The organism is Umezawaea sp. (assembly GCF_057122925.1).
Genome location: NZ_DBNGPQ010000044.1, coordinates 19,857 through 40,621, shown reverse-complemented (window position 1 = coordinate 40,621; position 20,765 = coordinate 19,857). Strand labels below are relative to the sequence as shown.

General features: G+C 74.9%; 18 protein-coding genes. 6 read left to right on the top strand and 12 right to left on the bottom strand.

All coding sequences use genetic code 11. The annotated features are described in order from the left end of the window. Positions 1 to 408: 408 nt before the first annotated feature. Positions 409 to 1,026: a helix-turn-helix transcriptional regulator gene (locus tag AC156L_RS08450; protein ID WP_330879447.1), complete on the bottom strand. Its 618-nt coding sequence runs from the start codon at positions 1,024 to 1,026 to the stop codon at positions 409 to 411. Positions 1,027 to 1,060: 34 nt separating this feature from the next. After that, positions 1,061 to 1,963, bottom strand: coding sequence for a pentapeptide repeat-containing protein (locus tag AC156L_RS08445; protein WP_330879448.1), 903 nt, complete (start codon positions 1,961 to 1,963; stop codon positions 1,061 to 1,063). Between the two features lie 133 nt (positions 1,964 to 2,096). Between AC156L_RS08445 and AC156L_RS08440 the strand changes: the two genes are divergently transcribed. From AC156L_RS08440 to AC156L_RS08425, 4 genes are all read left to right on the top strand, one after another. Next, positions 2,097 to 2,462 carry a DUF1707 SHOCT-like domain-containing protein gene (locus tag AC156L_RS08440; RefSeq protein ID WP_330879449.1) on the top strand — a complete coding sequence of 122 codons (366 nt, stop codon included), beginning with the start codon at positions 2,097 to 2,099 and terminating at the stop codon, positions 2,460 to 2,462. Positions 2,463 to 2,531: 69 nt separating this feature from the next. Continuing rightward, positions 2,532 to 3,935: an amidase gene (locus AC156L_RS08435; RefSeq protein WP_330879450.1), complete on the top strand. Its 1,404-nt coding sequence runs from the start codon at positions 2,532 to 2,534 to the stop codon at positions 3,933 to 3,935. A gap of 43 nt (positions 3,936 to 3,978) precedes the next feature. Continuing rightward, on the top strand, positions 3,979 to 4,875 hold the full coding sequence (locus AC156L_RS08430) for an aminoglycoside phosphotransferase family protein (RefSeq protein ID WP_330879451.1): 897 nt from the start codon (positions 3,979 to 3,981) through the stop codon (positions 4,873 to 4,875). Positions 4,876 to 4,938: 63 nt separating this feature from the next. Continuing rightward, positions 4,939 to 5,571, top strand: a complete 633-nt coding sequence (locus tag AC156L_RS08425) for a DUF4232 domain-containing protein (RefSeq protein WP_330879452.1) — start codon at positions 4,939 to 4,941, stop codon at positions 5,569 to 5,571. A gap of 20 nt (positions 5,572 to 5,591) precedes the next feature. Here the strand turns inward: AC156L_RS08425 and AC156L_RS08420 are convergent, their stop codons facing one another. The 9 genes from AC156L_RS08420 to AC156L_RS08380 all read right to left on the bottom strand — a co-directional run bounded on the left by AC156L_RS08420 (position 5,592) and on the right by AC156L_RS08380 (position 12,150). Further along, positions 5,592 to 6,311 (bottom strand): hypothetical protein, encoded by a 720-nt coding sequence (locus AC156L_RS08420; protein ID WP_330879453.1) that lies wholly within the window; start codon positions 6,309 to 6,311, stop codon positions 5,592 to 5,594. 81 nt (positions 6,312 to 6,392) lie between these two features. Continuing rightward, positions 6,393 to 7,604 carry an SPFH domain-containing protein gene (locus AC156L_RS08415; RefSeq protein WP_330879454.1) on the bottom strand — a complete coding sequence of 404 codons (1,212 nt, stop codon included), beginning with the start codon at positions 7,602 to 7,604 and terminating at the stop codon, positions 6,393 to 6,395. A 15-nt stretch (positions 7,605 to 7,619) separates the two neighbouring features. Next, positions 7,620 to 8,045: an NfeD family protein gene (locus AC156L_RS08410; protein ID WP_330879455.1), complete on the bottom strand. Its 426-nt coding sequence runs from the start codon at positions 8,043 to 8,045 to the stop codon at positions 7,620 to 7,622. A gap of 89 nt (positions 8,046 to 8,134) precedes the next feature. Further along, positions 8,135 to 8,947, bottom strand: coding sequence for a DUF3097 domain-containing protein (locus AC156L_RS08405; protein ID WP_330879456.1), 813 nt, complete (start codon positions 8,945 to 8,947; stop codon positions 8,135 to 8,137). A gap of 11 nt (positions 8,948 to 8,958) precedes the next feature. Next, complete coding sequence (locus AC156L_RS08400) at positions 8,959 to 9,729, bottom strand: aminoglycoside phosphotransferase family protein (RefSeq protein ID WP_330879457.1); 771 nt, start codon at positions 9,727 to 9,729, stop codon at positions 8,959 to 8,961. Further along, positions 9,726 to 9,902: a hypothetical protein gene (locus AC156L_RS08395; RefSeq protein WP_330879458.1), complete on the bottom strand. Its 177-nt coding sequence runs from the start codon at positions 9,900 to 9,902 to the stop codon at positions 9,726 to 9,728. Before AC156L_RS08395 ends, AC156L_RS08400 begins: the two co-directional genes overlap by 4 nt. Before the next feature lie 118 nt (positions 9,903 to 10,020). After that, complete coding sequence (locus tag AC156L_RS08390) at positions 10,021 to 10,497, bottom strand: GNAT family N-acetyltransferase (RefSeq protein WP_330879459.1); 477 nt, start codon at positions 10,495 to 10,497, stop codon at positions 10,021 to 10,023. A gap of 286 nt (positions 10,498 to 10,783) precedes the next feature. Further along, on the bottom strand, positions 10,784 to 11,575 hold the full coding sequence (locus AC156L_RS08385) for an SCO1664 family protein (protein WP_330879460.1): 792 nt from the start codon (positions 11,573 to 11,575) through the stop codon (positions 10,784 to 10,786). Between the two features lie 8 nt (positions 11,576 to 11,583). Then, on the bottom strand, positions 11,584 to 12,150 hold the full coding sequence (locus AC156L_RS08380; protein WP_259626024.1) for a DUF3090 domain-containing protein: 567 nt from the start codon (positions 12,148 to 12,150) through the stop codon (positions 11,584 to 11,586). A 97-nt stretch (positions 12,151 to 12,247) separates the two neighbouring features. Between AC156L_RS08380 and AC156L_RS08375 the strand changes: the two genes are divergently transcribed. Continuing rightward, entirely contained in the window at positions 12,248 to 14,167 is a 1,920-nt protein-coding gene (locus AC156L_RS08375) for a S9 family peptidase (RefSeq protein WP_330879461.1), read from the top strand. After that, on the top strand, positions 14,164 to 15,024 hold the full coding sequence (locus AC156L_RS08370) for a S66 peptidase family protein (RefSeq protein WP_330879462.1): 861 nt from the start codon (positions 14,164 to 14,166) through the stop codon (positions 15,022 to 15,024). The genes AC156L_RS08375 and AC156L_RS08370 overlap by 4 nt, the downstream gene beginning before the upstream one ends. 18 nt (positions 15,025 to 15,042) lie before the next feature. Here AC156L_RS08370 and AC156L_RS08365 read toward each other — a convergent pair whose 3' ends face one another. Next, positions 15,043 to 20,757 (bottom strand): DUF3320 domain-containing protein, encoded by a 5,715-nt coding sequence (locus tag AC156L_RS08365; protein ID WP_484406729.1) that lies wholly within the window; start codon positions 20,755 to 20,757, stop codon positions 15,043 to 15,045. Positions 20,758 to 20,765: the final 8 nt, after the last annotated feature.

Genomic DNA, 20,765 nt, shown 5'->3' with positions numbered 1-20,765 from the left:
ACGTCGGCGTAGGGGTGGGGAGCGGGCGGGGAGCGGGTGCGGAGGGCGGGAAGCGGGTGGGAAGGGTGGGAAGGCGGCCGGGAATGAGGGAAGAGGAAAGAAGAGGGCGGTCGGGCAGGCCAGCGGGCAGCAGCGGGCAGCGGGCAGCGGGCAGGCGAACAGGCGCAGGGCAGGCGAACAGGCGCAGGGCAGGGGCGGGCACGGGTGAGTGGACATGGGTGAGCGAGTGGGAAACGAGTGGGCAGGCGAACAGGCAGCGGGGGTTGGTAGTGGGCGGACAGGAAGGGAGAGGTCGGCAGTGGACGGGTGAGCCGGTGGACAGCGGGCAGGCGAGCGAACAGGCACCGGGGGCGGTAGCGGACGGGTGGGCTGGTGGACAGCTAGTGGGACGCGGGTGGGTGGGGTGGGTCAGGGGTTTGTGCGTAGTTCGGTGAGCAGGCCGTAGACGGTGGAGCGGGAGATTCGCAGGGCCTCTGCTACGACCGGGGTGGCGCGGCGGACGGTGAAGACGTGGGCCTCGTCCAGGGTGCGGAGTACTGCCAGGCGGTCCTGGCGGGTCATGCGGTCCACCGGGCGGCCGGTGGAGCGGACGTGGGCGCCGATCACGTGGGCTATGCGGTGCGACCAGTCGGTGTCGAACAGGGGCTCTGGTGGTGGGGTGGTGGGGGCGCCGAAGGCGGAGAGGACCGCCGCCGCGCGTTCCAGGGGGGTGCGGTCGAGGTTGACGCACAGGACCGCTGAGGGGGTGCCGTCGTCGTCCCGCAGGACCGCGCTGACCGAGGACAGGCGGCGGCCGTCGGCCAGGAGCTTCTCGTAGGGGCCGTAGACGTCGTCGGCGGACGGGTCCAGCCGGTCGAGGTCGCCCAGCGCGGACGGGTCGCCGGGGGCGCGGGCGGTCAGGGGGTTCCAGACCTCCAGGACGCGGTCCGTGGCGGGGTCGTGGAGGACGACCTCGGCGTACGGGCCCAGCAGCAGCGTGACGGCCCGGCACACCGGTTCCCACCTGAGGACGCGCGGATCTCGCATGCCCGGACTCTACGTCCAGACTGGACGAACCGTCCTAGACGGGGCCGGGTTCGGCGGGGAGCGGGGGGACGCGGCGGCCGAACAGGGTGCCGTCGAAGCTGGCGTCGTCGGCGAACAGGGCGTCGGTGACGTCGGTGCGGCCGCGGAACCAGGTGTGGTCGAAGTGGGCGTCCTTGCCGAACACCGTGCCGGTGAAGTACGCCCGGCCGCCGAAGCGGACGCGGCGGAACCCGGCGGTGTCGGCGAACTCCGCGCGGCTGAACACCGCGCGGCCGGAGAAGCGGGAGTGGCTGAACGTGGCCTCGGCGGTGACGCGCATCCCGTCGAAGGAGGCGTTGCCGGTGAAGCGGGTGCCTCGGAAGGACGCGGAGCGGGCGAACAGGGCGTCGTCGAAGCGGACCAGGCGGCCGAAGCGGGCGCCGTCGAACTCGGCGTCACCGGTCACCGTGACGGCGTCGAAGCGGCTGGTGCCGAGCAGTTCGGCGCGGGCGAACCGCGCCGCGCGGACGCGGCAGCCGCGCAGGTCGAGGTCGACGAGGGTCGCGCCGTCGAAGCGCAGGCTCATCCCGGCCCAGAAGTCGGGGCCGGGCCGCAGGTGCCGCACGAGCGCGTCCTGGAGGGTGAGCCGCCACTCGGCGTCCACGCCGTGGTCGACGCCGCCGCGCAGGCCCGCGCAGATGGAGGTCACGATGTCCTGCCGAAGCCGCGACCGGTCCTGGCCGATGGCCTCCAGGGCCCGCAGGCCCTCCACGTCGCCGTCGCGGAGCCTGCGGTGGGCGTCGCGCCAGGTCGACAGGTGCTTCTCGGCCTCGCCGCTGGTGCGCCTGCGGGCGTGGTCGTCGAGCAGGGCGTCGGCCTGGCCCTGGCGGTAGTGGCGGACGGCGATCACGAGCGCCACCACGCCGAAGAACAGCACGGTGAGCCAGGTCGAGGACATGCTCCGCATCATCCACGATCAGGGGTGGGTACGTCGTGGGGCGTACCCGTGATCACCGCTTCCCGACCGACGCGCGCGGCGCGCGCCGCGGTGAGGATGGAGGGCGCACGCCGACCGTCCAGGAGGGGAAGCCATGAGCGTCGAACCGAGCCCGGTGCGCGCGTCGGACGCCGATCGGGAGCGGGTGGTCGCCCGGCTGACCTCGGCGGTCGGCGACGGCACGCTCACGCTGGCCGAGGTGGAGGAGCGCCAGGCGCTGGCCTACGGCGCCCGGTTCCGCCACGAGCTGCCGCCGCTCACCGCCGACCTGCCCGCGCCACCGGCTCCGCGCGGGCGGCGGCCTCCGGTGCGGGCGTTCGTGCCCGTGGCGGTGCTGCTGCTGGTGGTGCTGTGGGTGGTCTCCCCGGTCCCGTTCCCCTGGCCGGTGTTCCCGCTCGCGTTCATCGCGCTGCGGGTGTCCTCGGCGGGCGGCCGGCGGAGGTGGGGCGCGGGCACCTGACGCGGCCGCCCGCAGGTCCCCGATCCGAAAATGCCCGGTGGAGATCGGTTCCCGCACTAGGGTTTCGGCATGGACCTCACCGAGGCGTGCTTCGCCGGGGCCGCTCGCCAGGCCGAACTGCTGCGTTCGGGCGAACTGACGTCCCGCGAGCTGGTCGCCGAGTGCCTGCGCCGCATCCACCTCCACGACCGGGAGCTGAACGCGTTCCGGGTGGTGTTCGACGCGGCGGCGCTGGCCGAGGCCGACGCCGCCGACGCGACGCGCGCGGCCGGTGGGGACGCGCCGCTGCTGGGGGTGCCGATCGCGGTGAAGGAGGACCTGGCCGTGGCCGGTCTGCCCACCACGAGGGGCACCGACGCCGTGGGCACGCCCGCCGCCGAGGACTCCGAGGTCGTGGCGCGGCTGCGCCGGGCGGGCGCGGTCGTCGTGGGTCGCACGCGGATGCCGGAGCTGGGCCTGTGGCCGTACACGGAGAGCTCGTGGGCCGGGGTGACGCGCAACCCGTGGTCGCACGACCACTCCCCCGGCGGTTCCAGCGGCGGGTCGGCCGCGGCGGTGGCGGCGGGGTTCGTCGGCGGTGCGATCGGCACCGACGGCGCCGGGTCGATCCGCATCCCGGCGGCGAGCACGGGGCTGTTCGGCCTCAAGCCGCAGCGCGGTCGCGTGTCGCTGGCCCCCGACGAGCAGGTGTGGACCGGGTTGGTCGCGGCCGGACCGCTGACCAGGCACGTGCGGGACTGGGCGCTGATCGCCGACCAGATCGCCGACCCCAACGGTCCGGCCCGCCCGCCCCGGACGAGCTTCACCGCCGCGGCGACGGCCGATCCGGGCCGGTTGCGGATCGCGGTGTCGCTGCGCCCGTGGGGGCCGGGGATCCCGCTCTCGCAGGAGGTCCGCGACGTCGTCCTGGACACCGCGAGCCTGCTCGGCGACCTCGGCCACGACGTGGTGCGCACCGACCCGGAGTTCGCCGACGTCGCCGGGTCGACCGCGTTCGCCGCCCGCTACCTGCACTGCGCCGCCCTCGGCATGGCCGACGTGGAGCAGCCCTCGCGGCTGGACCACCGGACGCGGCAGGTCGCCGCGCTGGGTCGACGGCTGCCCGCCGGGCTGGTGCGCAAGGTCGTCGAGCAGGGCGACCGCCTCACCGGGCACGCCAACCGGATCTTCGCGGACTGCGACCTGCTGCTGACCCCGGTGCTGACGCGTCCGCCGCTGCGGATCGGCGAGTGGTCGCGCTGGTCCACGATCCGGGCGCTGCTCGCGGCGGCGCGGATGACGACGTTCCTGCCCCTGTGGAACGTCACGGGCAACCCGGCCGCGGCCGTTCCCGCGGGTCACACCAGTGGTGGGCTGCCGCTGGCGGTGCAGCTCGTCGCCCGCCCGCACGACGAGTGCACGGTGCTGTCGGTCGCGGGCCAGCTGGAGCGGGCCCGGCCGTGGGCGGACCGGCTGCCGCCCGCGTTCGCCTGAAACCCGGTTGCCGCGCGCCCGACCGGTCCCCGACGCTGGCGGCATGCCCCCGCTGATGCACGCCGACGAGGTGCCCGTCGACAGCGCGCTGGTGCGCGCCCTGGTCGCCACCCGGTTCCCGCTGTGGGCGGGCCTGCCCGTCACGCCGGTCGCGTCCACGGGCACCGACAACGCGGTGTTCCGCCTGGGTGACGACCTCGTGGTGCGGCTGCCGCGCGTCGGGTGGGCGGTGGACGCCGTGGCGCGCGAGCACCGGTGGCTGCCGAGGCTGGCCCCGCTGCTGCCGGTCGCCATCCCCGAGCCCGTCGGCCTCGGGCACGCCGCGCACGGCTACCCGTGGCCGTGGTCGGTCTACCGGTGGCTGCCCGGCACCAACCCCGCGTCGCGCACCGCGGGTCCGCTGGTGGACGGGATCGCCGGGTTCATCACCGCCCTGCGCGCGGTCGACACCACGGGTGCTCCCGCCAACGGCCGGGGTGTGCCGCTGGCGTCGCGGGACGGGGCGACCCGCGACGCGATCCGGTCGCTGACCGGCCTGGTCGACACCGATCTGGTCACGGACGCGTGGGAGGCCGCCCTGGAGGCCCCGGAGTGGGACGGGCCGCCGGTGTGGGCGCACGGCGACCTCTCGCCGGGCAACCTCGTCGCCTCGGACGGGGTGCTGTCGGCGGTGGTCGACTGGTCCGGGGTGGGGGTCGGGGACCCGGCGTGCGACCTGATCGTCGCGTGGAACCTGCTGGTGGGCGACGCGCGCGCCGCGCTGCGGACCGCGCTCGACGTGGACGCCGCCCAGTGGGCCCGCGGTCGGGGGTGGGCGCTGTCGGTGGCGCTCCTGCAACTCCCGTACTACCGGCTCAGCAACCCCGCGCTGGCCGCGAACGCCCGTCACGTGATCGCCGAGGTGACCGCCGACCACACCACGTCCGGGTGTCGTCGGTGAGCGAGGTGTGATCACGCGGTGCGTCCTGGGTAGCCCGAGGGGTGAACCAGAGGGAGGTCCAGGATGCGCACACTCATCACCGCGACCGTCACGGCCTGCGCCGGGGCCGCGCTGCTCACCGCGTGCGGTGCCCAGTCCGAGTCGTCGACGGGCGCCCAGCCGTCCGCCGTCGCGATCACCCCGACGACGGCGGCGAGCGCGCCCGCGGCGAGCGGGAGCCCGGCGCCGACCTCGACGCCCGCGTCGGGGGCCGAGAGGGACGCGGGCGCGTGCGCGTCGGCCGAACTCGCGGTGTCGGCGGGCCCCAGCCAGGGGGAGAGCGGCATGCAGAAGGCCGACGCGACGTTCACGCTCACCAACAAGGGCACCCGCTCGTGCACGCTCGACGGGTTCCCCGGCGTGTCGTTCGTGACCGGGAACGACGGCACCCAGGTCGGTGAGCCCGCGCGCCGCAACGCGGCGGCCCCGCAGCTCGTGACGCTGGCGCCCGGCGCGGCGGTGGCGACGTTCCTGCTGATCACCAACCCCGGTGCCTTCGACGAGGCCGAGTGCGGGCCGGTGGACGTCCGCGGGCTGCGGATCTACCCGCCGGGCGAGACGGCGGCGCTGTTCCTGGAGGGGGCGACCCGCACGTGCGGCACCCCGCCGCGGGGCGAGAGCCTGCTGACGGTGGGGCCGGTCGGCGTGCTGCCGTGACCGCGAGGGACCGCGCCCGGTCAGGAGGCGGGGTTGGTCGTCCGGCGCAGTGCCTCGGCGTCGTGCGGCCGGCCCAGCCGCAGGTACTCCGCGACGGCGAGGTCCACGAGCCGGGCGGCGGCACCGCGTCCGCCGGTGGCGTCCAGGCCGCGGTGCACCCAGCCGATCGCCTCCTCGGAGCGGCCCGCGTCCTGGAGGACGGTGGCGACCTGGAGGTAGTGCCAGCCCGAGGACAGGTCCTTCGCGAGCACCATCACCTGGAGGTCCACGTCGCCGGTGTGCTCGGCCAGCTCCTCCATGATCCGCAGCAGCGCCCACCGGGTGCGGTCGTAGCGGCCCGTCTCGCCGAAGCCGATCACCGGGAGGGCGTCGAACTGGGTCACGACCCGCTCCCGGTAGAGGCGCAGGCCGTGCTCGTCGAGGGCGTCGGCGTAGTCGTCGAGCCGCACCTCCGGCGCTTCGGGGAAGTCCAGTTGCAGCCGCAGCAGCCAGTCGACGAGCGCGTCCGGGTCGGGTGACCACGCGGCGCAGGCCGCGGCGTGCGTGCCGAGCGCGCGGTCGGCGAGGTCGGCGTGCGGCGGTGTGGAGAGGACCTCGACGAGGTGGGCGGCGATCTCGACGTGCTCGGCGGTGGGGGTGGCGCGGACCTCGTGGTCGAAGTCGGCGACGGCCGACACCAGGTCGTCCCACCGTTCGGGGGCGGTCAGGGCGGAGACGACCGCGGCCGGGAGGGAGTGCATCCGGACATCCTTTCACCCGAACGTGCGACGGCCCCGTGTGGAAGACCACACGGGGCCGCGTCGCTCAGGTGATAACGGCGGCTACTCCCGCGGCTGCTGCAACGACCGCGGCGTCGTGGGCTGGCGCTCGCCCTCGATCTCCGGGCGCGCCTCGGACGGCGCCACGGCGGGCGCGGGGCGGCCGGTGCTCAGCGGACCGGGCACCTCCTGGCGCGCCACGGCCTCCGCGGCCCGGACCGCCTCCAGGACGTGCGGGTCGGGCGCGGTGTCGAACCACGCGGCGATCGACTCGTCGTTCTCCTCCGGCTTGGCCGCCGGGGCCTCGTCGGCGGGCGGCTCGTAGCGGAACACGCCGTCGTCGCCCTGCTTGCCCAGCGAGCGGGCGAACCCCTCCAGGGCCTTGCCGAAGTCCGACGGGATCATCCAGACCTTGTTCGCGTCGCCCTGCGCCATCTGAGGCAGCGTCTGGAGGTACTGGTAGGCCAGCACCTCCGGCGTCGGCTTGCCCGCCTTGATCGCGGCGAACACCTTCTCGATCGCCTTCGCCTGGCCCTGCGCCTGGAGGTAGCGGGCGGCGCGCTCGCCCTGGGCGCGCAGGATCGCGGACTGCCGCTCGGCCTCGGCGTTGAGGATCGCGGCCTGCTTGCCGCCCTCGGCGGACAGGATCGCCGCCTGCTTCTGGCCCTCGGCCGACTTGATCGCCGCTTCGCGCTGGCCCTCGGCGGTGAGGATCATGGCGCGCTTCTCGCGGTCGGCGCGCATCTGCTTCTCCATCGAGTCCTGGATGGAGGGAGGCGGGTCGATCGCCTTCAGCTCGACGCGGGCGACGCGGATGCCCCACCGGCCGGTGGCCTCGTCGAGCACGCCTCGCAGCTGGTTGTTGATGGAGTCGCGGGACGTCAGCGTCTCCTCCAGGCTCATGCCGCCGACCACGTTGCGCAGCGTCGTCGTGGCGAGCTGCTCGACACCGACGATGTAGTTGGAGATCTCGTACACCGCGGCGCGCGGCTCGGTCACCTGGAAGTACACGACGGTGTCGATGGACACGGTCAGGTTGTCCTGGGTGATCACCGGCTGCGGCGGGAAGGACACGACCTGCTCGCGCAGGTCGATGCGGGCGCGGACCCGGTCGATGAACGGCACCAGGATGTTCAGGCCTGGAGCCGCGGTGTTGCGGTAGCGGCCGAGCCGCTCGATGACCGCGGCGGTCGCCTGGGGGATCACCAGGACGGACTTCGCGGCGACGATCAGCACGAACAGGACGATGACGGCTATGACGACAAGGGTGGTCAACTCTCCAGCCTCCACTCAGGACTCGGCGAGTACCACTGCGGTCGCGCCCGAGATCTCGAAAACTGTTACTTCCGTGCCCGGTTCGAGCACGCGGTGGTCCAGCGACCGCGCGGACCAGATCTCGCCGTGCAGCTTGATCCGCCCGCCGTGGCCGTCGACCCGGTCCACCACGACGGCGCGGATGCCGATCAGGGCCTCGACGTTGCTCTTGAGGCCCTGCCCGATCTCCAACCGCCGCTTGAGCATCGGCCTGGCGCCCGCGATCAGCAGGATCGAGGCGACGGCGAACACCACAGCGCTGAGAACGGCACCGGCTCCCAGCGCCGCCGCGCCCGCTCCACCGAGAGCCGCAAGCCCCAGCATGAGCAGCACGAAGTCGCCCGAGAGGACTTCGGCGCCGACCAGCAGAGCACCGATGATCAGCCAGATGAGGGCGGCCATGGCCACATACTTACACCACCGGGCGACGAGCGACGGTGATCTCGCGGCGATTCACCGTCCCGCACCAGTGCGGATCACCCGGCCCGGGTTCACCCCTCCGGCGCGGTCACGAAGTCGATCAGCCGCTCCACCGCGCCGATCAGGGGCGTTTCCAGGTCGCGGAACCCGTGGACCCCGGCCAGCACCCGCGCCCACCCCTGGTAGGACTCGCCCCAGCCGAGGGCGGCGCACACGCCCTCCTTCCACGGCGTCCCGCGCGGCACCACCGGCCACGCCTCGATGCCGACCGACGACGGCTTCACCGCCTGCCACACGTCCACGTAGGGGTGGCCGGTGACCAGCACGTTCTCGTCGCGGACCGCCGACACCAGGCGGGTCTCCTTGCTGCCCGCCACGAGGTGGTCGACCAGCACGCCCAGGCGGCGGTGCGGGGCTGTGCCGAACTCGGCGATCCGGTCGGCGAGCACGTCCACGCCGTCCAGCGGCTCCACGACGACGCCCTCGACCCGCAGGTCGTGGCCCCACACCCGTTCCACCAGCTCGGCGTCGTGGAGGCCCTCGACCCAGATGCGGCTGTCGCGGGCGGTGCGGGCCCGCAGCCCCTCCACGCGCACCGAGCCCGACGCCGAGCGCGCCGGGGGCCCGGCCGAGGTCGACGGCAGGGGCCTGGTCAGCGTGACGGGTTTCCCGTCGACGAGGAACCCGGCCGGGCGCAGCGCGAACAGCTTCTCCCGCCCGTGCCGGTCCTCCAGCACCACGTTGCCGTACTCGAACCGCACGACCGCGCCGCAGAACCCCGTCACGGGGTCCTCCACCACGAGGCCGGGGTCGGCGGTCAGCTCGGGAACGGTCTTGCGCTTGCGGTTGGCCAGCACGTCACGGCCGTAGTCCTCGGATCGCACGGCCAGCGACGCTAGCGCTCACCCGGTTGGATGATGCGCCGCCACGCCGGGGAGAACACCGACAGGGCCCGGCACCACGCCAGCAGCCGCTCCGGGTCCACCACCGCGGACAGCTCCTCCGCGCGGGCGTACGGGTCTCCGCCGTCGAAGGCGAAGTCGACCGCGTCGAACGCCGGGTCGCCGACGCACGGCCGGGGGTCGATCGCCACCAGCCCGCGCGGGCCCGCGTCCAGGACGTTGTCCGGGTGCAGGTCGCCGTGCAGCAGCGCGGGCGGCACCCGGTCGTCCGCCAGTGCCAGCGCGGCGGAGTGGGCGCGGTCGTAGTAGCCCGGTGTGCGGCGTTGCAGCAGCGAGAACATGAGGTCCACGCGGTCGGCCAGCGGCCGGAAGCCCTCCGGCGCGGGTCTTCGGAGTCCCGCGAGCAGGTCGGCCACGCGTCCGCCGTCCGCGCCGCGCACGGGTGTGCCCGGCTCCAGGTGCTCCAGCAGCAGCGCCCCCTCGCCGAGGTCGACCTCCAGCACCCGCACCACCGACGGCGACCCCGACCAGGCCGCCAGTGCCGCGTGCTCCTCGGCGACCAGGTCGAGCTCGGGCACCAGCTTGAGCACCACAGGTGTGGTACCACGCCTGTGGCAGTACAGGGTGTGCGAGGTGTTCCCCACCAGCGGTCGCACCACGGCGAGGTTCCACCGGCGGGCCAGCCGGTCGATCCTCGCGGGCAGGGCGTCCACCCACGCCACCACTCCTGGCCCGAACCGCGACACCAGGCGGTCGGTGCTCAACGGGCCACCGTCGGGCAGGACCTCTCCGTCGCCCGTGTCCCGAACCGCCGCGACCACGGCGGCGGGACCACTCCCGTCCCCCTGGTCCCCGACAGGTCTCCGAGGTCGATCACGTCGTGCCACCCCAACTCCCCCACCAGTCCCGACACGAGCCCGTCACCGGCGACGAGCATCGTGTGCTCCTCACCCGACGACGCCGGATCCGCCACGAGTCCCGCGCTCGCCTCGGCGGCCACCCGCGCGGGCGGCTGTCTGGATCGCGATCCTCATGTGGCCAGGATGGCACCGGGATCACTCCAGGCGGAGGATGAACTCCTCGACCTCTTCGCCGCGCCCCTCGGCGAAGCCCTCGTCCTCGCCCACGACGAGGAACCCGCACTTCTCCAGCACCCGCAGCGCCCCGTAGTTGTCCTTGGCCGCGCGCGCGTACAGCGGCCGGGTCACCACCTCGTCGAGGAACAGCCGCAGCGCCGCCGACGCGAGCCCCATGCCCCAGTAGCGCGGGTCGATCCAGTACGACACCTCGGGCGCGCCGAACTCGACGAACGCGAGCACGTGCCCGACCACGTAGCCGTTGAACAGCACGGTGCGCGCCACGCTCGTGTCGTCGGTCAGGATCCGCGTCCACTTCAGCAGGAACGCCACGCGGTCCGTGGGGTCCTCGGCGGTGAACGCCGCCATCCAGGTCGACTCGGGGTCACGTTGGTGCTCGAAGAACGCGAGTACGTCCGACTCGGTCACCTCGCGCAGCTCGACGACGTCGTTCACGGCGCAAGTAGACCGCGAAGAGGGGCGTCAAAGCCACTGGTGAACTGACACGTCCGCGTTAACGCCACGTAAGACCCTCCAGCCCCACGAGTCGACAGGGAGATGGTTTCCGCAGGTGGGCGCGCTGCGACCTCGGGTGGGAGCACGACCGCCGGGACAGTGGACCAGACCTCGCGAGGCTGGTCGGAGATCGTTCCGGTGGGGGCGCGAGTCGCTCGTGGACAGTCGCCGAACCCCACCGCCGACCACGAAGGCGGACGAACCGGCCACCGAGGACCGGGGTCTCTCAGAACGCGGGCCACGGGATCGACGGCCAGTCCGACGACGGCTCCGGGTACACACCCGCCACCGCCAGCTTCTCCGTCCGCTCCACCAGCGCCCGCACCTCGCCGCGCGTCAGGTGGTCGTGCAGCTCCTCGCCCACCGGCCCGTCCAGGGCCGAGCGCAACCGCCGCAGCCCCTCCAGCGCCTCCGGCGGCAGGGGTTCGCCCAACCAGCCCCACAGGACCGTGCGCAGCTTGTCCTCGGTGTGCAGGCAGATCCCGTGGTCCACCCCGTACACCGAGCCGTCCACGGCGTGCAGCACGTGCCCGCCCTTGCGGTCGGCGTTGTTCACCACCACGTCGAACGCCGCCATCAGCCGCATCCGCTCGTGGTCGGCGTGCACCAGCACCGCCGGGTCGCCGTAGCGGTCGTGGGCGTGCAGCACCGCCTTCCACCCCGGCGGCACCTCCTCCTCCGCCACGATGTCGACCAGGTCCTGCTCGGCGGTCTCCACCCACAGCTGCACCATGCCGCTGCCGAACGGCCCAGGGCGCAGCACCGTCGGGGGCACCACGCCGAACCCCGAGGCCTCCGAGACCAGGTACGTCGAGACCTCGCGGCCCGCGAGCGTCCCGTTCGGGAAGTCCCACAGGGGGCGCTCGCCCCGCACCGGCTTGTACACGCACTTCGCCGAGACGCCGTCCAGCGAGATGCCGCAGAACAGCGTCGCGTTCGACGCGTCGACCAGCCTGCCCTCGACCTCGATCCGGCCGCGGGTCAACAGATCCAGCACACCGTCGTCACCGGGCAGCACGTCGGCGCTCAGCTCTCCTCGGTGCGCCGGTAGCCGTTCTGCCGCGGACACACGTGGCCGTCCGGGTCCAAGGGCTCCGAGCACAGCGGACACGGCTTGCGGCCCGCGTTGACCACCCGGTCCGCCCGCTCGGCGAACGCGCGGGCCTCCGAGGGCGACAGGAACACCCGGACCGCGTCCGGCCCCTCCTCGGTGTCGTCGAGGACCACGGCCTCGTCGACCTCGTCCTCGGTGATCGCCAGCAGCTCGATGACGACCGCGCTGGACTCCGCGTCCCAGCCCAGGCCCATCGTGCCGACCTTGAACTCCTCCTCCACCGGCGCCGTCAGCGGTTCGGTGTCCCGCAGGTCGGGTGGGGTGTCCTCGGGGACGTCCGCGCCGAACCGGCGGTGCACCTCCTCCAGCAGCGACGAGATGCGCTCGGCGAGGACCGAGACCTGTTGCTTCTCCAGCGCGACGCTGACCATGCGGGCGTCCTCGGAGGCCTGCAGGTAGAACATGCGGTCGCCTGGTTGCCCGACTGTGCCGGCGACGAACCGGTCGGGCTGACGGAATACGTGAATGACGCGTGCCATGACTTCCCAACCCTAAGCCACACCGCCCGCGCGGGCGCGGCTGCCCCGGCGATCTCCTCGTCGCTGAGGACCACCCTCCGCGTATAGGGTCCCAGCCGTGGCGAAGATCGCGGCGTGCGGAACCTGGACATCCCCCATCGGCTCCGCGGAGGTCGCCCGCGCGGGCGGCGGGCTCCAGTGGGTCGACACGCACCGGGGCCGGGTGTGGTGGGCGACCAGCCGTCCCGAGGAGGGCGGCCGGGTCGGTCTGGTGCGCGACGGCGTGGACCTCCTGCCGCTCCCGTGGAACGCGCGCAACCGCGTCCACGAGTACGGCGGCAGGCCGTTCGTCGTGCTCGCCACCGCGCACGGGACCCGCGTCGCCTTCACCCACTGGAACGACCAGCGCGTCTACCTGTTCGACCCCGAGGACCCCGCGCCGACGCCCCTCACCCCGGAGCCGGAGCGCCACCACGGGCTGCGCTACTCCGACCTGACCGCCGGGCCGGACGACGCCGAGGTGTGGGCCGTCCGCGAGACCGTCACCGGCGACGCGCGCACCGACGTGCGGCGCGACCTGGTCGCCATCCCGATCGACGGCGGCCCCGTGCGGGTGCTCGCCGCGAGCCACCACTTCATGTCGGGTCCCCGGCTGAGCCCCGACGGCCGCCACTACGCGTGGCTCGGCTGGAACCACCCCGCCATGCCGTGGGACGGCACCGAGCTGTGCCTGGCGCCCGTCGGGAGCGGCGACCACGTCGTCCTCGCGGGCGGGCCCGACGAGTCCGTGTGCCAGATCGAGTGGGACACCGACCACTCGCTGCTCGCGCTCACCGATCCCGACGGCTGGTGGAACCTGCACCGGATCGGCGTCGACGGGTCCCGCAAGAACCTCGCGCCCGTGGCCGCCGAGATCGGCGGTCCGATGTGGCGCCTCGGCCACCGGTACTTCGCCGTCATCAACCCCGGCCGCTACGCGGTCCTGCGCGGCACCAGCCTCGCCGTGCTCGACGAGCGCACCGGCACGGTCACCGACGTCGACACCGACCTGCCGATCTGGTCGTCGCAGCTCAACGTGCACGAGGGGGTCGTCTACGACGGCGCGTCCGGTCCCCACGACGAGACGGCGCTGGTGTCGCTGGACCTGTCCAACGGCGAGCTGACCCGCCTCACCGGCGGCGAGGCCGCCGTCGACCCGGCCTACCTGCCGACCCCCGTGGAACGCGTCTTCACCGGGCCCGATGGCCAGGACGTCCCCGCCTACGTCTACCCGCCGCACAACCCCGACCACGCGGTGCCGGACGGGGAGAAGCCGCCCTACCTGGTGCACGTCCACGGCGGGCCCACCAGCCGCGCCGTCGGGAACCTCGACCTGGACCTCGCCTACTTCACCAGCCGCGGCATCGGCGTCGTCTCCGTCAACTACGGCGGGTCCACCGGCTACGGCAGGGCGTTCCGCGAACGCCTCCGCGAGCAGTGGGGCGTCGTCGACGTGCACGACTGCGCGCTCGTGGCCCAGGCGCTCGCCGACGAGGGCACGGCCGACCCGGACCGGCTGGCCATCCGCGGCGGCAGCGCCGGGGGCTGGACGGCGGCGGCGTCCATGACCACCGTGAAGACCTACCGGTGCGCGATGATCGCCTTCCCCATCCTCGACCTGCACGGCTGGACCGGCGAGGGCGGCGAGACCCACGACTTCGAGTCCCGCTACGTCGAGGGGCTCGTCGGCGCGCTCCCGGCCGCCGCCCAGCGCTACGCCGACCGCTCGCCCGCCAACCACGTCGACCAGCTCGCCGGGCCCGTGCTCCTGCTCCAGGGCCTGGAGGACGAGATCTGCCCGCCCGACCAGGCCGACCGGTTCGCCGCGGCCCTCGACGGCACCGGCGTCCCGCACGCCTACCTGACCTTCGAGGGCGAGCAGCACGGCTTCCGCAGGGCGGAGACGATCGCCGCCGCCGCGGAGGCCGAACTCTCCTTCTACGGCCAGGTCTTCGGCTTCACCCCGCCCGGTGTCCCGGTGCTGGGGCTGCGCGGGTGACCCGTCCCCCACCGCTGCGGCCGGGCGACCGGGTCACCGTGGTCGCCCCCGCGGGCCCCGTCCACCCCGGACTCCTCGCGGCGGGCACCGCGGTCCTGCGCACGTGGGGGCTCGACGTCCGCACCGCGCCCCACGTGCTCGACGTGCACCCCGAGCTGCCGTACCTGGCCGGGCACGACGCCGACCGCGCCCGCGACCTCTCCGAGGCCTGGCACGACCCCGACGTGGCCGCCGTCCTCAGCGCGCGCGGCGGCTACGGCAGCCAGCGCCTGCTCGACCACGTCGACTGGACCGCGCCGGAGCGGCCCACGCACTTCGTCGGGTCCAGCGACACCACGGCCCTGCACGCGGCGTTCGCGTCGACCGGCCTGGTGACGCTGTTCGGGCCCATGGTCGCCACGGCGGCGTTCGTGCACGACGTCGTGGCGCAGGAGAACCTGCGCCGGGCCCTGTTCGACCCGCCGACCGTCCTCACCGGACCCCGCGCCACCACCGTCGTCCCCGGCACCGCGCGGGGCACGACCACCGGCGGCACGCTCACCCTGCTGGACGAGCGGTCGCCCCGCGGCGGCGTCGTCCTGCTGGAGGACGTCGACGAGGACACCTACCGGCTCGACCGCCTGCTCACCGCGCTGCTGCGCGCGGGCTGGTTCGACACCGCCACCGGCGTCGCCCTCGGCTCCTGGCACCGCTGCGGCCAGGTCGAGCACCTCGTCCGCGACCGCCTGGCCCCGCTCGGCGTCCCCGTCGTCGGCGACCTCGGGTTCGGCCACTGCCCCGGCCAGCTCACCATCCCGCTGGGCGTGCCGGTCGAACTCGACGCCGACCGCGGCACGCTGACCGTCCTGGACCCGTGACCTGGTGCGGTCACCGCTCTAGCCGACGACCCGGCCGTCCGGATCGACCCGCAGACGGCCGCCGCGCACCCCGAGGTCCAGGGCCGCGTCCAGCCGTGCCGCGGCGCTCGCCGTGACCCTCCGGCCGCCGAACACGGCCAGCACCTCGCGCCGCAACTCGGTCACGGGCATCCCCGCGGCCCCCCTCGCCACCGCGACCAGGGCGTTGACGACCTCCCGCGCCGGCACGTGCTCGAAGGACCGCTCGACACCCTCCGGGGTGCGCCGGTAGCCGGTCCACTCGGCGGGCCGCACCCCGGCGGGCCACACGACGTCGTCCTCCACCGGCAGCGCCACCTGGGCCAGGACGGCGCCGCGGCGGGCCTCCGCGACCCTGGTCAGGCCGAACGCGCCCGCGACGAGCCTGACCAGCCGGTCCACGTGGACCGGCCCCTCCGCCGCGACCACCTCCGCCACCACGGCGGCGACCTGCGGCCCGCTGGCGGGGAGCCGGTCCAGCACCTCGACCGTCCCCACCTGCCGGGCGGGCCACGGCGTGTACGCGGGGACCTCGGGGACCTCGGCCGGGCCGAGCGCGGGGACCGGCACCAGGACGGTCGGCGGGGCCGGGGGTTCGCGCACCGGCTCCCGCCGCGCGGTGCCGCCCGCGCGCACGAGCGCCGCCAGCCGGTCGACCACGCCCGCGGGGTCGGCGAGCCAGTCCGGGAGCCACACGCGGCGGACCGCGGGCCAGCCGAGCAGGCCTTCCAGCACCTCCACGGGCAGGCCGTCGCGGTCGCGCGCGGTGAGCCGCGAGGCCCAGCCCGGCCCGTCGAGCAGCACGGCGACGACCGGGGCGCGGGGCCGGGCGGGGTCGGCCAGCACCAGGTCGACCCGGAACTCCGACAGGCCCACGTCCGCGGTCACCACGAGCCCGGCCTCGCGCAGGGCGGCGGCGACCGCGTCCCGGTGCCGGTCCACGACGGCCCGCCACCGCGTCCCCGTGGGCGGGATGCCGCCCGCGGCGACGTCCAGGTAGGTCCGCAGGTGCCGGACGCCGACCGAGGACGTCTCCTCCGCGCGAAGCTGGGCCGGGTCGAAGCTGGAGAACACGATCACCCGGCGGCGGGCGCGCGTGACGGCGACGTTGAGCCGCCGTTCGCCGCCGACGCGGTTGAGCGGGCCGAAGTTCAGCGGCAGCACGCCGCGCTCGGTGACGCTGAAGGCGGTGGAGAACAGGACCACGTCGCGCTCGTCGCCCTGGACGTTCTCCAGGTTCTTCACGAACAGGCCCTCGGCGGCGTCGTCCAGGGCCTCGGTGATCCTCGGGTCGTCGGCGTCGCGGAGCAGGCCCTCCACGCAGGCGCGCTGCTGCTGGTTGAACGTGACCACGCCGATCGACGGCACGGCGTCGGGCGAGGCGTCGAAGCGGCGGCGGACCTCGGCCACCACGGCCCGCGCCTCGACCGGGTTGGTGCGCAGCACCCCGGCCCCGCCGGAGCGGTGGAACGTCCCGTCGACCCGCACCAGCGACACCCCGCGGTCCGGGTCCGTCGCCGCGGGCGCGGGGAACGAGGACAGGGCGCCGTCGTAGTAGTGGTGGTTGCTGAACGCGATGAGCGACTCGTCCTGGCTGCGGTAGTGCCAGGTCAGCCGCTGCCGCCGCACGCGGGCCGAGACGCACTCGCCGAGGATCGACTCCTCGTCCTCGACCACGTCGCCGGGCTCGTCGGGCTCGGCGGTGCCGAACGCGCTCTCCGCGAACGACGTCGGCGGCATCTGCTTGCTGTCGCCGACCACCACGACAGACCTGGCCCGCCCCATCGCGCCGACCGCGTCGGCGACCCGCACCTGCGACGCCTCGTCGAACACGACGACGTCGAAGAGGCCCGCCGTGGCCGGGAAGAACCGCGCCACCGAGTCGGGGCTGACCAGCACGCACGGCATGGCGGCGGTGACGAGGTCGCCGAACTCGGTCATCAGCTCCCGCACGCGCAGCCCGCCGCGCCGCCTGCCGAGCTGGCGCCTCAGCAGCCCGACCCGGCCACCGGTCGCGGCCGGGTCGAAGGAGCGCGACCGCACGACCCGCGCCGGGACCGCCGTCCGCAGGTGCTCCCGCACCATCCCCGCGACCCCGACGAACCGGGCGACGGCCCGGTCGTGGGCGGCCACGTCGAACGAGGCGAGGCCGGTCGCGCGCGTCCGCTCGTCCACCGACGCCTCCGCGAGCCCCCGCTCGAACGCCCGCGGCGCGTCGTCCGGGTCCAGCCCGCCGCGCAGCAGCAGCGCGCGGGCGTCGTCGAGGTGCTCGTCGCGCAGCGGCTCCAGGTGGGCGAGCAGCGCGACCCAGCGCCGCAGGGACCCGTCGTCGCCGAGCCGCCGCTCCCCCGCGCTCGCCGCCCAGGTCGCGACCAGACCCGCCTCGCCCGCCCACTCGGCGATCGGCTCGACGCCCGCGCCGCAGGCCGTGGCGAGCTCCACCACCGCGACCGCCGCCGCGGCGATCGGCGCCGGGTCCAGCGCGGTGGACGACGCCAGGAGGTTCCGCAGCGGTCCGGCGAACCGGGTCCGCGCGGGCTCGGCCGGGTCGACCGCGGAGCCCGCCCACCGCAGCCACTCCGACCGGCGCACCACGAGCTCCCGCCCGGCGGGCGCGAACGGGCTCCACCCCGGCGGCAGCGCCAGACCGGGCACGCGGCGCACGGCCGCCGCCAGCCGGTCGACGCCCTCGCGCAGCGCGACCAGCTCGCCGGTCAGCTGGACCACGTGCTTCGGCTTGAGCCGCGCGCCGGGCCGCAGCACCGCCGCGAGCCGGTCGCCCACGGCGGCCAGCCGTCCGCGCCGTCCCCAGAACCGCGATCCCGCCGCCGCGCGGGCGGCGGCGTGCAGGTCGGCGACCGGCAGGTCCAGCGCGGCGGGCGTGACGACGTCCAGGCCGGGGTGGTCGAGCACGGCGAACTCCGCCACCTGCCGCCGCACCCCGTCGACGGCCCTGGTCCAGCGCTCGGTCCGCGTCTCGTCCAGCACCGCGAGCGGCACGCGTCCCCCGATCAGGGCGGCCAGCACCCGCAGGTCCTCCGGTTCCCGCACGGCGGCGAGGACCGGGTGGCGGGGCAGGGCCCGCAGGGCCGCGTCCAGGCGGGTGGCGGCGGCGAGGACGTCGGGCACGGCCACCGCCCGGTCGTCGACGAACGCCCAGGGGTGGTCGGGCCGCGGCCGGGCCGGGTACGCCACGTCCGGCAGGTCGCCGAACAGCCTCCGCAGCCGCGCGAGGCCGTCCGCCGACGCGGTGCTCAGGAACGCGGCCGACACCGGCAGCGCGGGGACGTCCCGGCCGATCGCCAGTGCCGCGTCCCGCGCCGAGTACAGCGACAGCCCGGCGGGGTTGCGGTCGTGCAGCTGGTAGGCGTACCTGGTCAGCGCCCGGCGGGCGGACCGCAGCTCGTCCAGCCGCGCCGACAGGCCCTGGTGGTCCGGCACGACGACGTGCTCCAGCGCCCGCGTCACCTGGGTCCGCACGGCCACCGGAGTGCTGGTCCTGTCGTGCAGGTCGAGCGTCAGCGGGCCCATGCCGACCTCGTCCAGCCTGCGCCGGACCACGTCGAGCGCGGCCCGCTTCTCCGCGACGAACAGCACCCTCTTGCCCTCGGCCACGGCCTGGACCAGCAGGTTCGTGATCGTCTGGGACTTGCCGGTGCCCGGTGGGCCCTCCAGCACGAACGTCCGCCCGGCCACGGCCTCGGCGACCGCCGTGAGCTGCGAGGCGTCCGCGGGCACCGGGCACCGCTCGGCGAGTTCCTCCAGGTCGTGCAGCTCCGACGTCGTCACCGGGTCCGCGAACGCCTCCTCCGGCCGGTGCACCAGGTGCGCCACCAGCGGGTTCTCGGTGAAGGTCTCCCAGTTGTCGTCGAGGTCCTTCCACAGGCGGAACTTCGCGAACTGGAGCACCGCGAGGTCGGCCGTCGGCTCCACGCGGTAGGGCAGGCCGCGGTCGGCGAGTGCCGTGCGGGTCGCCGCGAACACCGCGTCCAGGTCGATCCCCGCGGCGTCGGGTTCCGGTTCGGCCAGGCCGGGCACGTCCAGGCCGTGCACCTGCCGCAGCTTCTCCACCAGGCAGTGGTTCGGCGTGGACGAACCGGCCTCGTCCAGCGACAGCCGGTACCGGCCGCCGCGGCCGGACGGCGTGAGCACCACCGGCACCAGCACCAGCGGGGAGCGCAGCGGTCGGCCGTCCAGCTCCCACACGAGCGACCCGAGCGCCAGGTAGAGGTTGTTCGCCCCGGTCTCCTCCAGGATCGTCCGAGCCCGGTGCGCCAGGCCGCGCAGCCGGGGCGCGTAGGCCGCCTCCGTCACGTCCGCGTGGACCGACCTCCGGTCGACCAGCAGTTCCCGCAGGCGCTCCGGCGGCAGGTCCCGGCCCGCCCGCACCCCCCGTTCCCGGTCCACGGCGGCCAGGTCGTCCGACGCGCGCAGGGTCAGCGCCCCGCCGCGGTGCAGCACGTCCTCCAGTTCCCCGAGCCGTTCCCCCGGTACCGCGAGCGGCAGCCCCGAGCGGGCGGTGAAGTTCACCAGCCGGTTGCGCAGGCTGAGGTCGAGCAGCGCGTTCTTCCAGCGGGTCACCCTCGGCGGGACGGGTGTCGCGTGCCTCGGGCCCGTGGTCGGCCGGGCGGCGACGGGCACCTCGGGCCGGAACCGCGGGGTGGGCGTGTACGGGCTGACCACCACGGTCCCGCCGGTGTCACGGGTGCGCGCGGGCAGCGGCACGATCCGGTCGCGCCGCGCGCGGGCCACGTCGACGACGCCGAGCACCCGTTCCAGCCCGCCCGCCAGGTACCCGTCGTACGGCGGTCGGTGGCTCGCCCCGAACGGCAGCCCGCGCACCGCGTGCGTGGTCTCGACCAGCCGGATCCGGTCGAGGTCGACCCGGTTGACCACGTCCGCCACGTCGGTCTGGGCGGGGCCGTCCAGCGAGGCCTCCTCGCGCCAGTAGCCGAGGAACGCGTGGTCGTCGGCCAGCCACAGCAGCGGGTTCACCCCGGCGTGCTCCAGCACCGCCGCCATGACGACCACCAGGTCCAGGCTCGTGGCGACGCGGTCGCGCAGGACCTGCCCCGGCGTCCGCACCGGCTGCCCGACGTCGGTCCACCCCTCGGGCGGGGTTCCCCCGGCGATCCCGCGGGTGCCGAGCACGTCGAAGACCGCCCGCGCGACCTCGTCCACCCGGTCGGGGCCCGCCTGGTAGCCCTGGAGGGACGGGCTGCCGGTGGTCGCGAGCAGCCGGTCCGCGACGAGCCCCACCAGGTCCACCACGGACGGGTGGTTCGGCTGCACGTGGGCCGCGAGCATCTCCAGGCCGAGCGGGAGGGGCCGCGCCGACCACTGGTGGGCGGCGAGCACCCGCACCGGCGCCGACGTCCCGGCCAGTCGGACGCCACCGACCTCGACCCACGCCCGGATCGTGCCCGGCCGCTGCTCCTCGACCAGCAGCATCGCCGCCGGGTCCAGTGCGAGAGGCAGGTCCGTCAGGACCGTCGGTCGCCCGGCGGGCAGGTCCAGGGGCAGGCGGCGCGCCTCCGACAGCGGACCGGTGGCGTCCGCGAGCACGAACCCCAGCACGGCGCCCCGCACGTCCTGCCGCACGCCGTCGACGGTGACCCTGCCGATCACCGGGACGCCGTTGTGCGCCATCGCGTAGCTGACCACCGACACCGCTTCGAGGGTCACGGACACCGGCGACTCGTGCTCGGGGTGCAAGCGCGGCT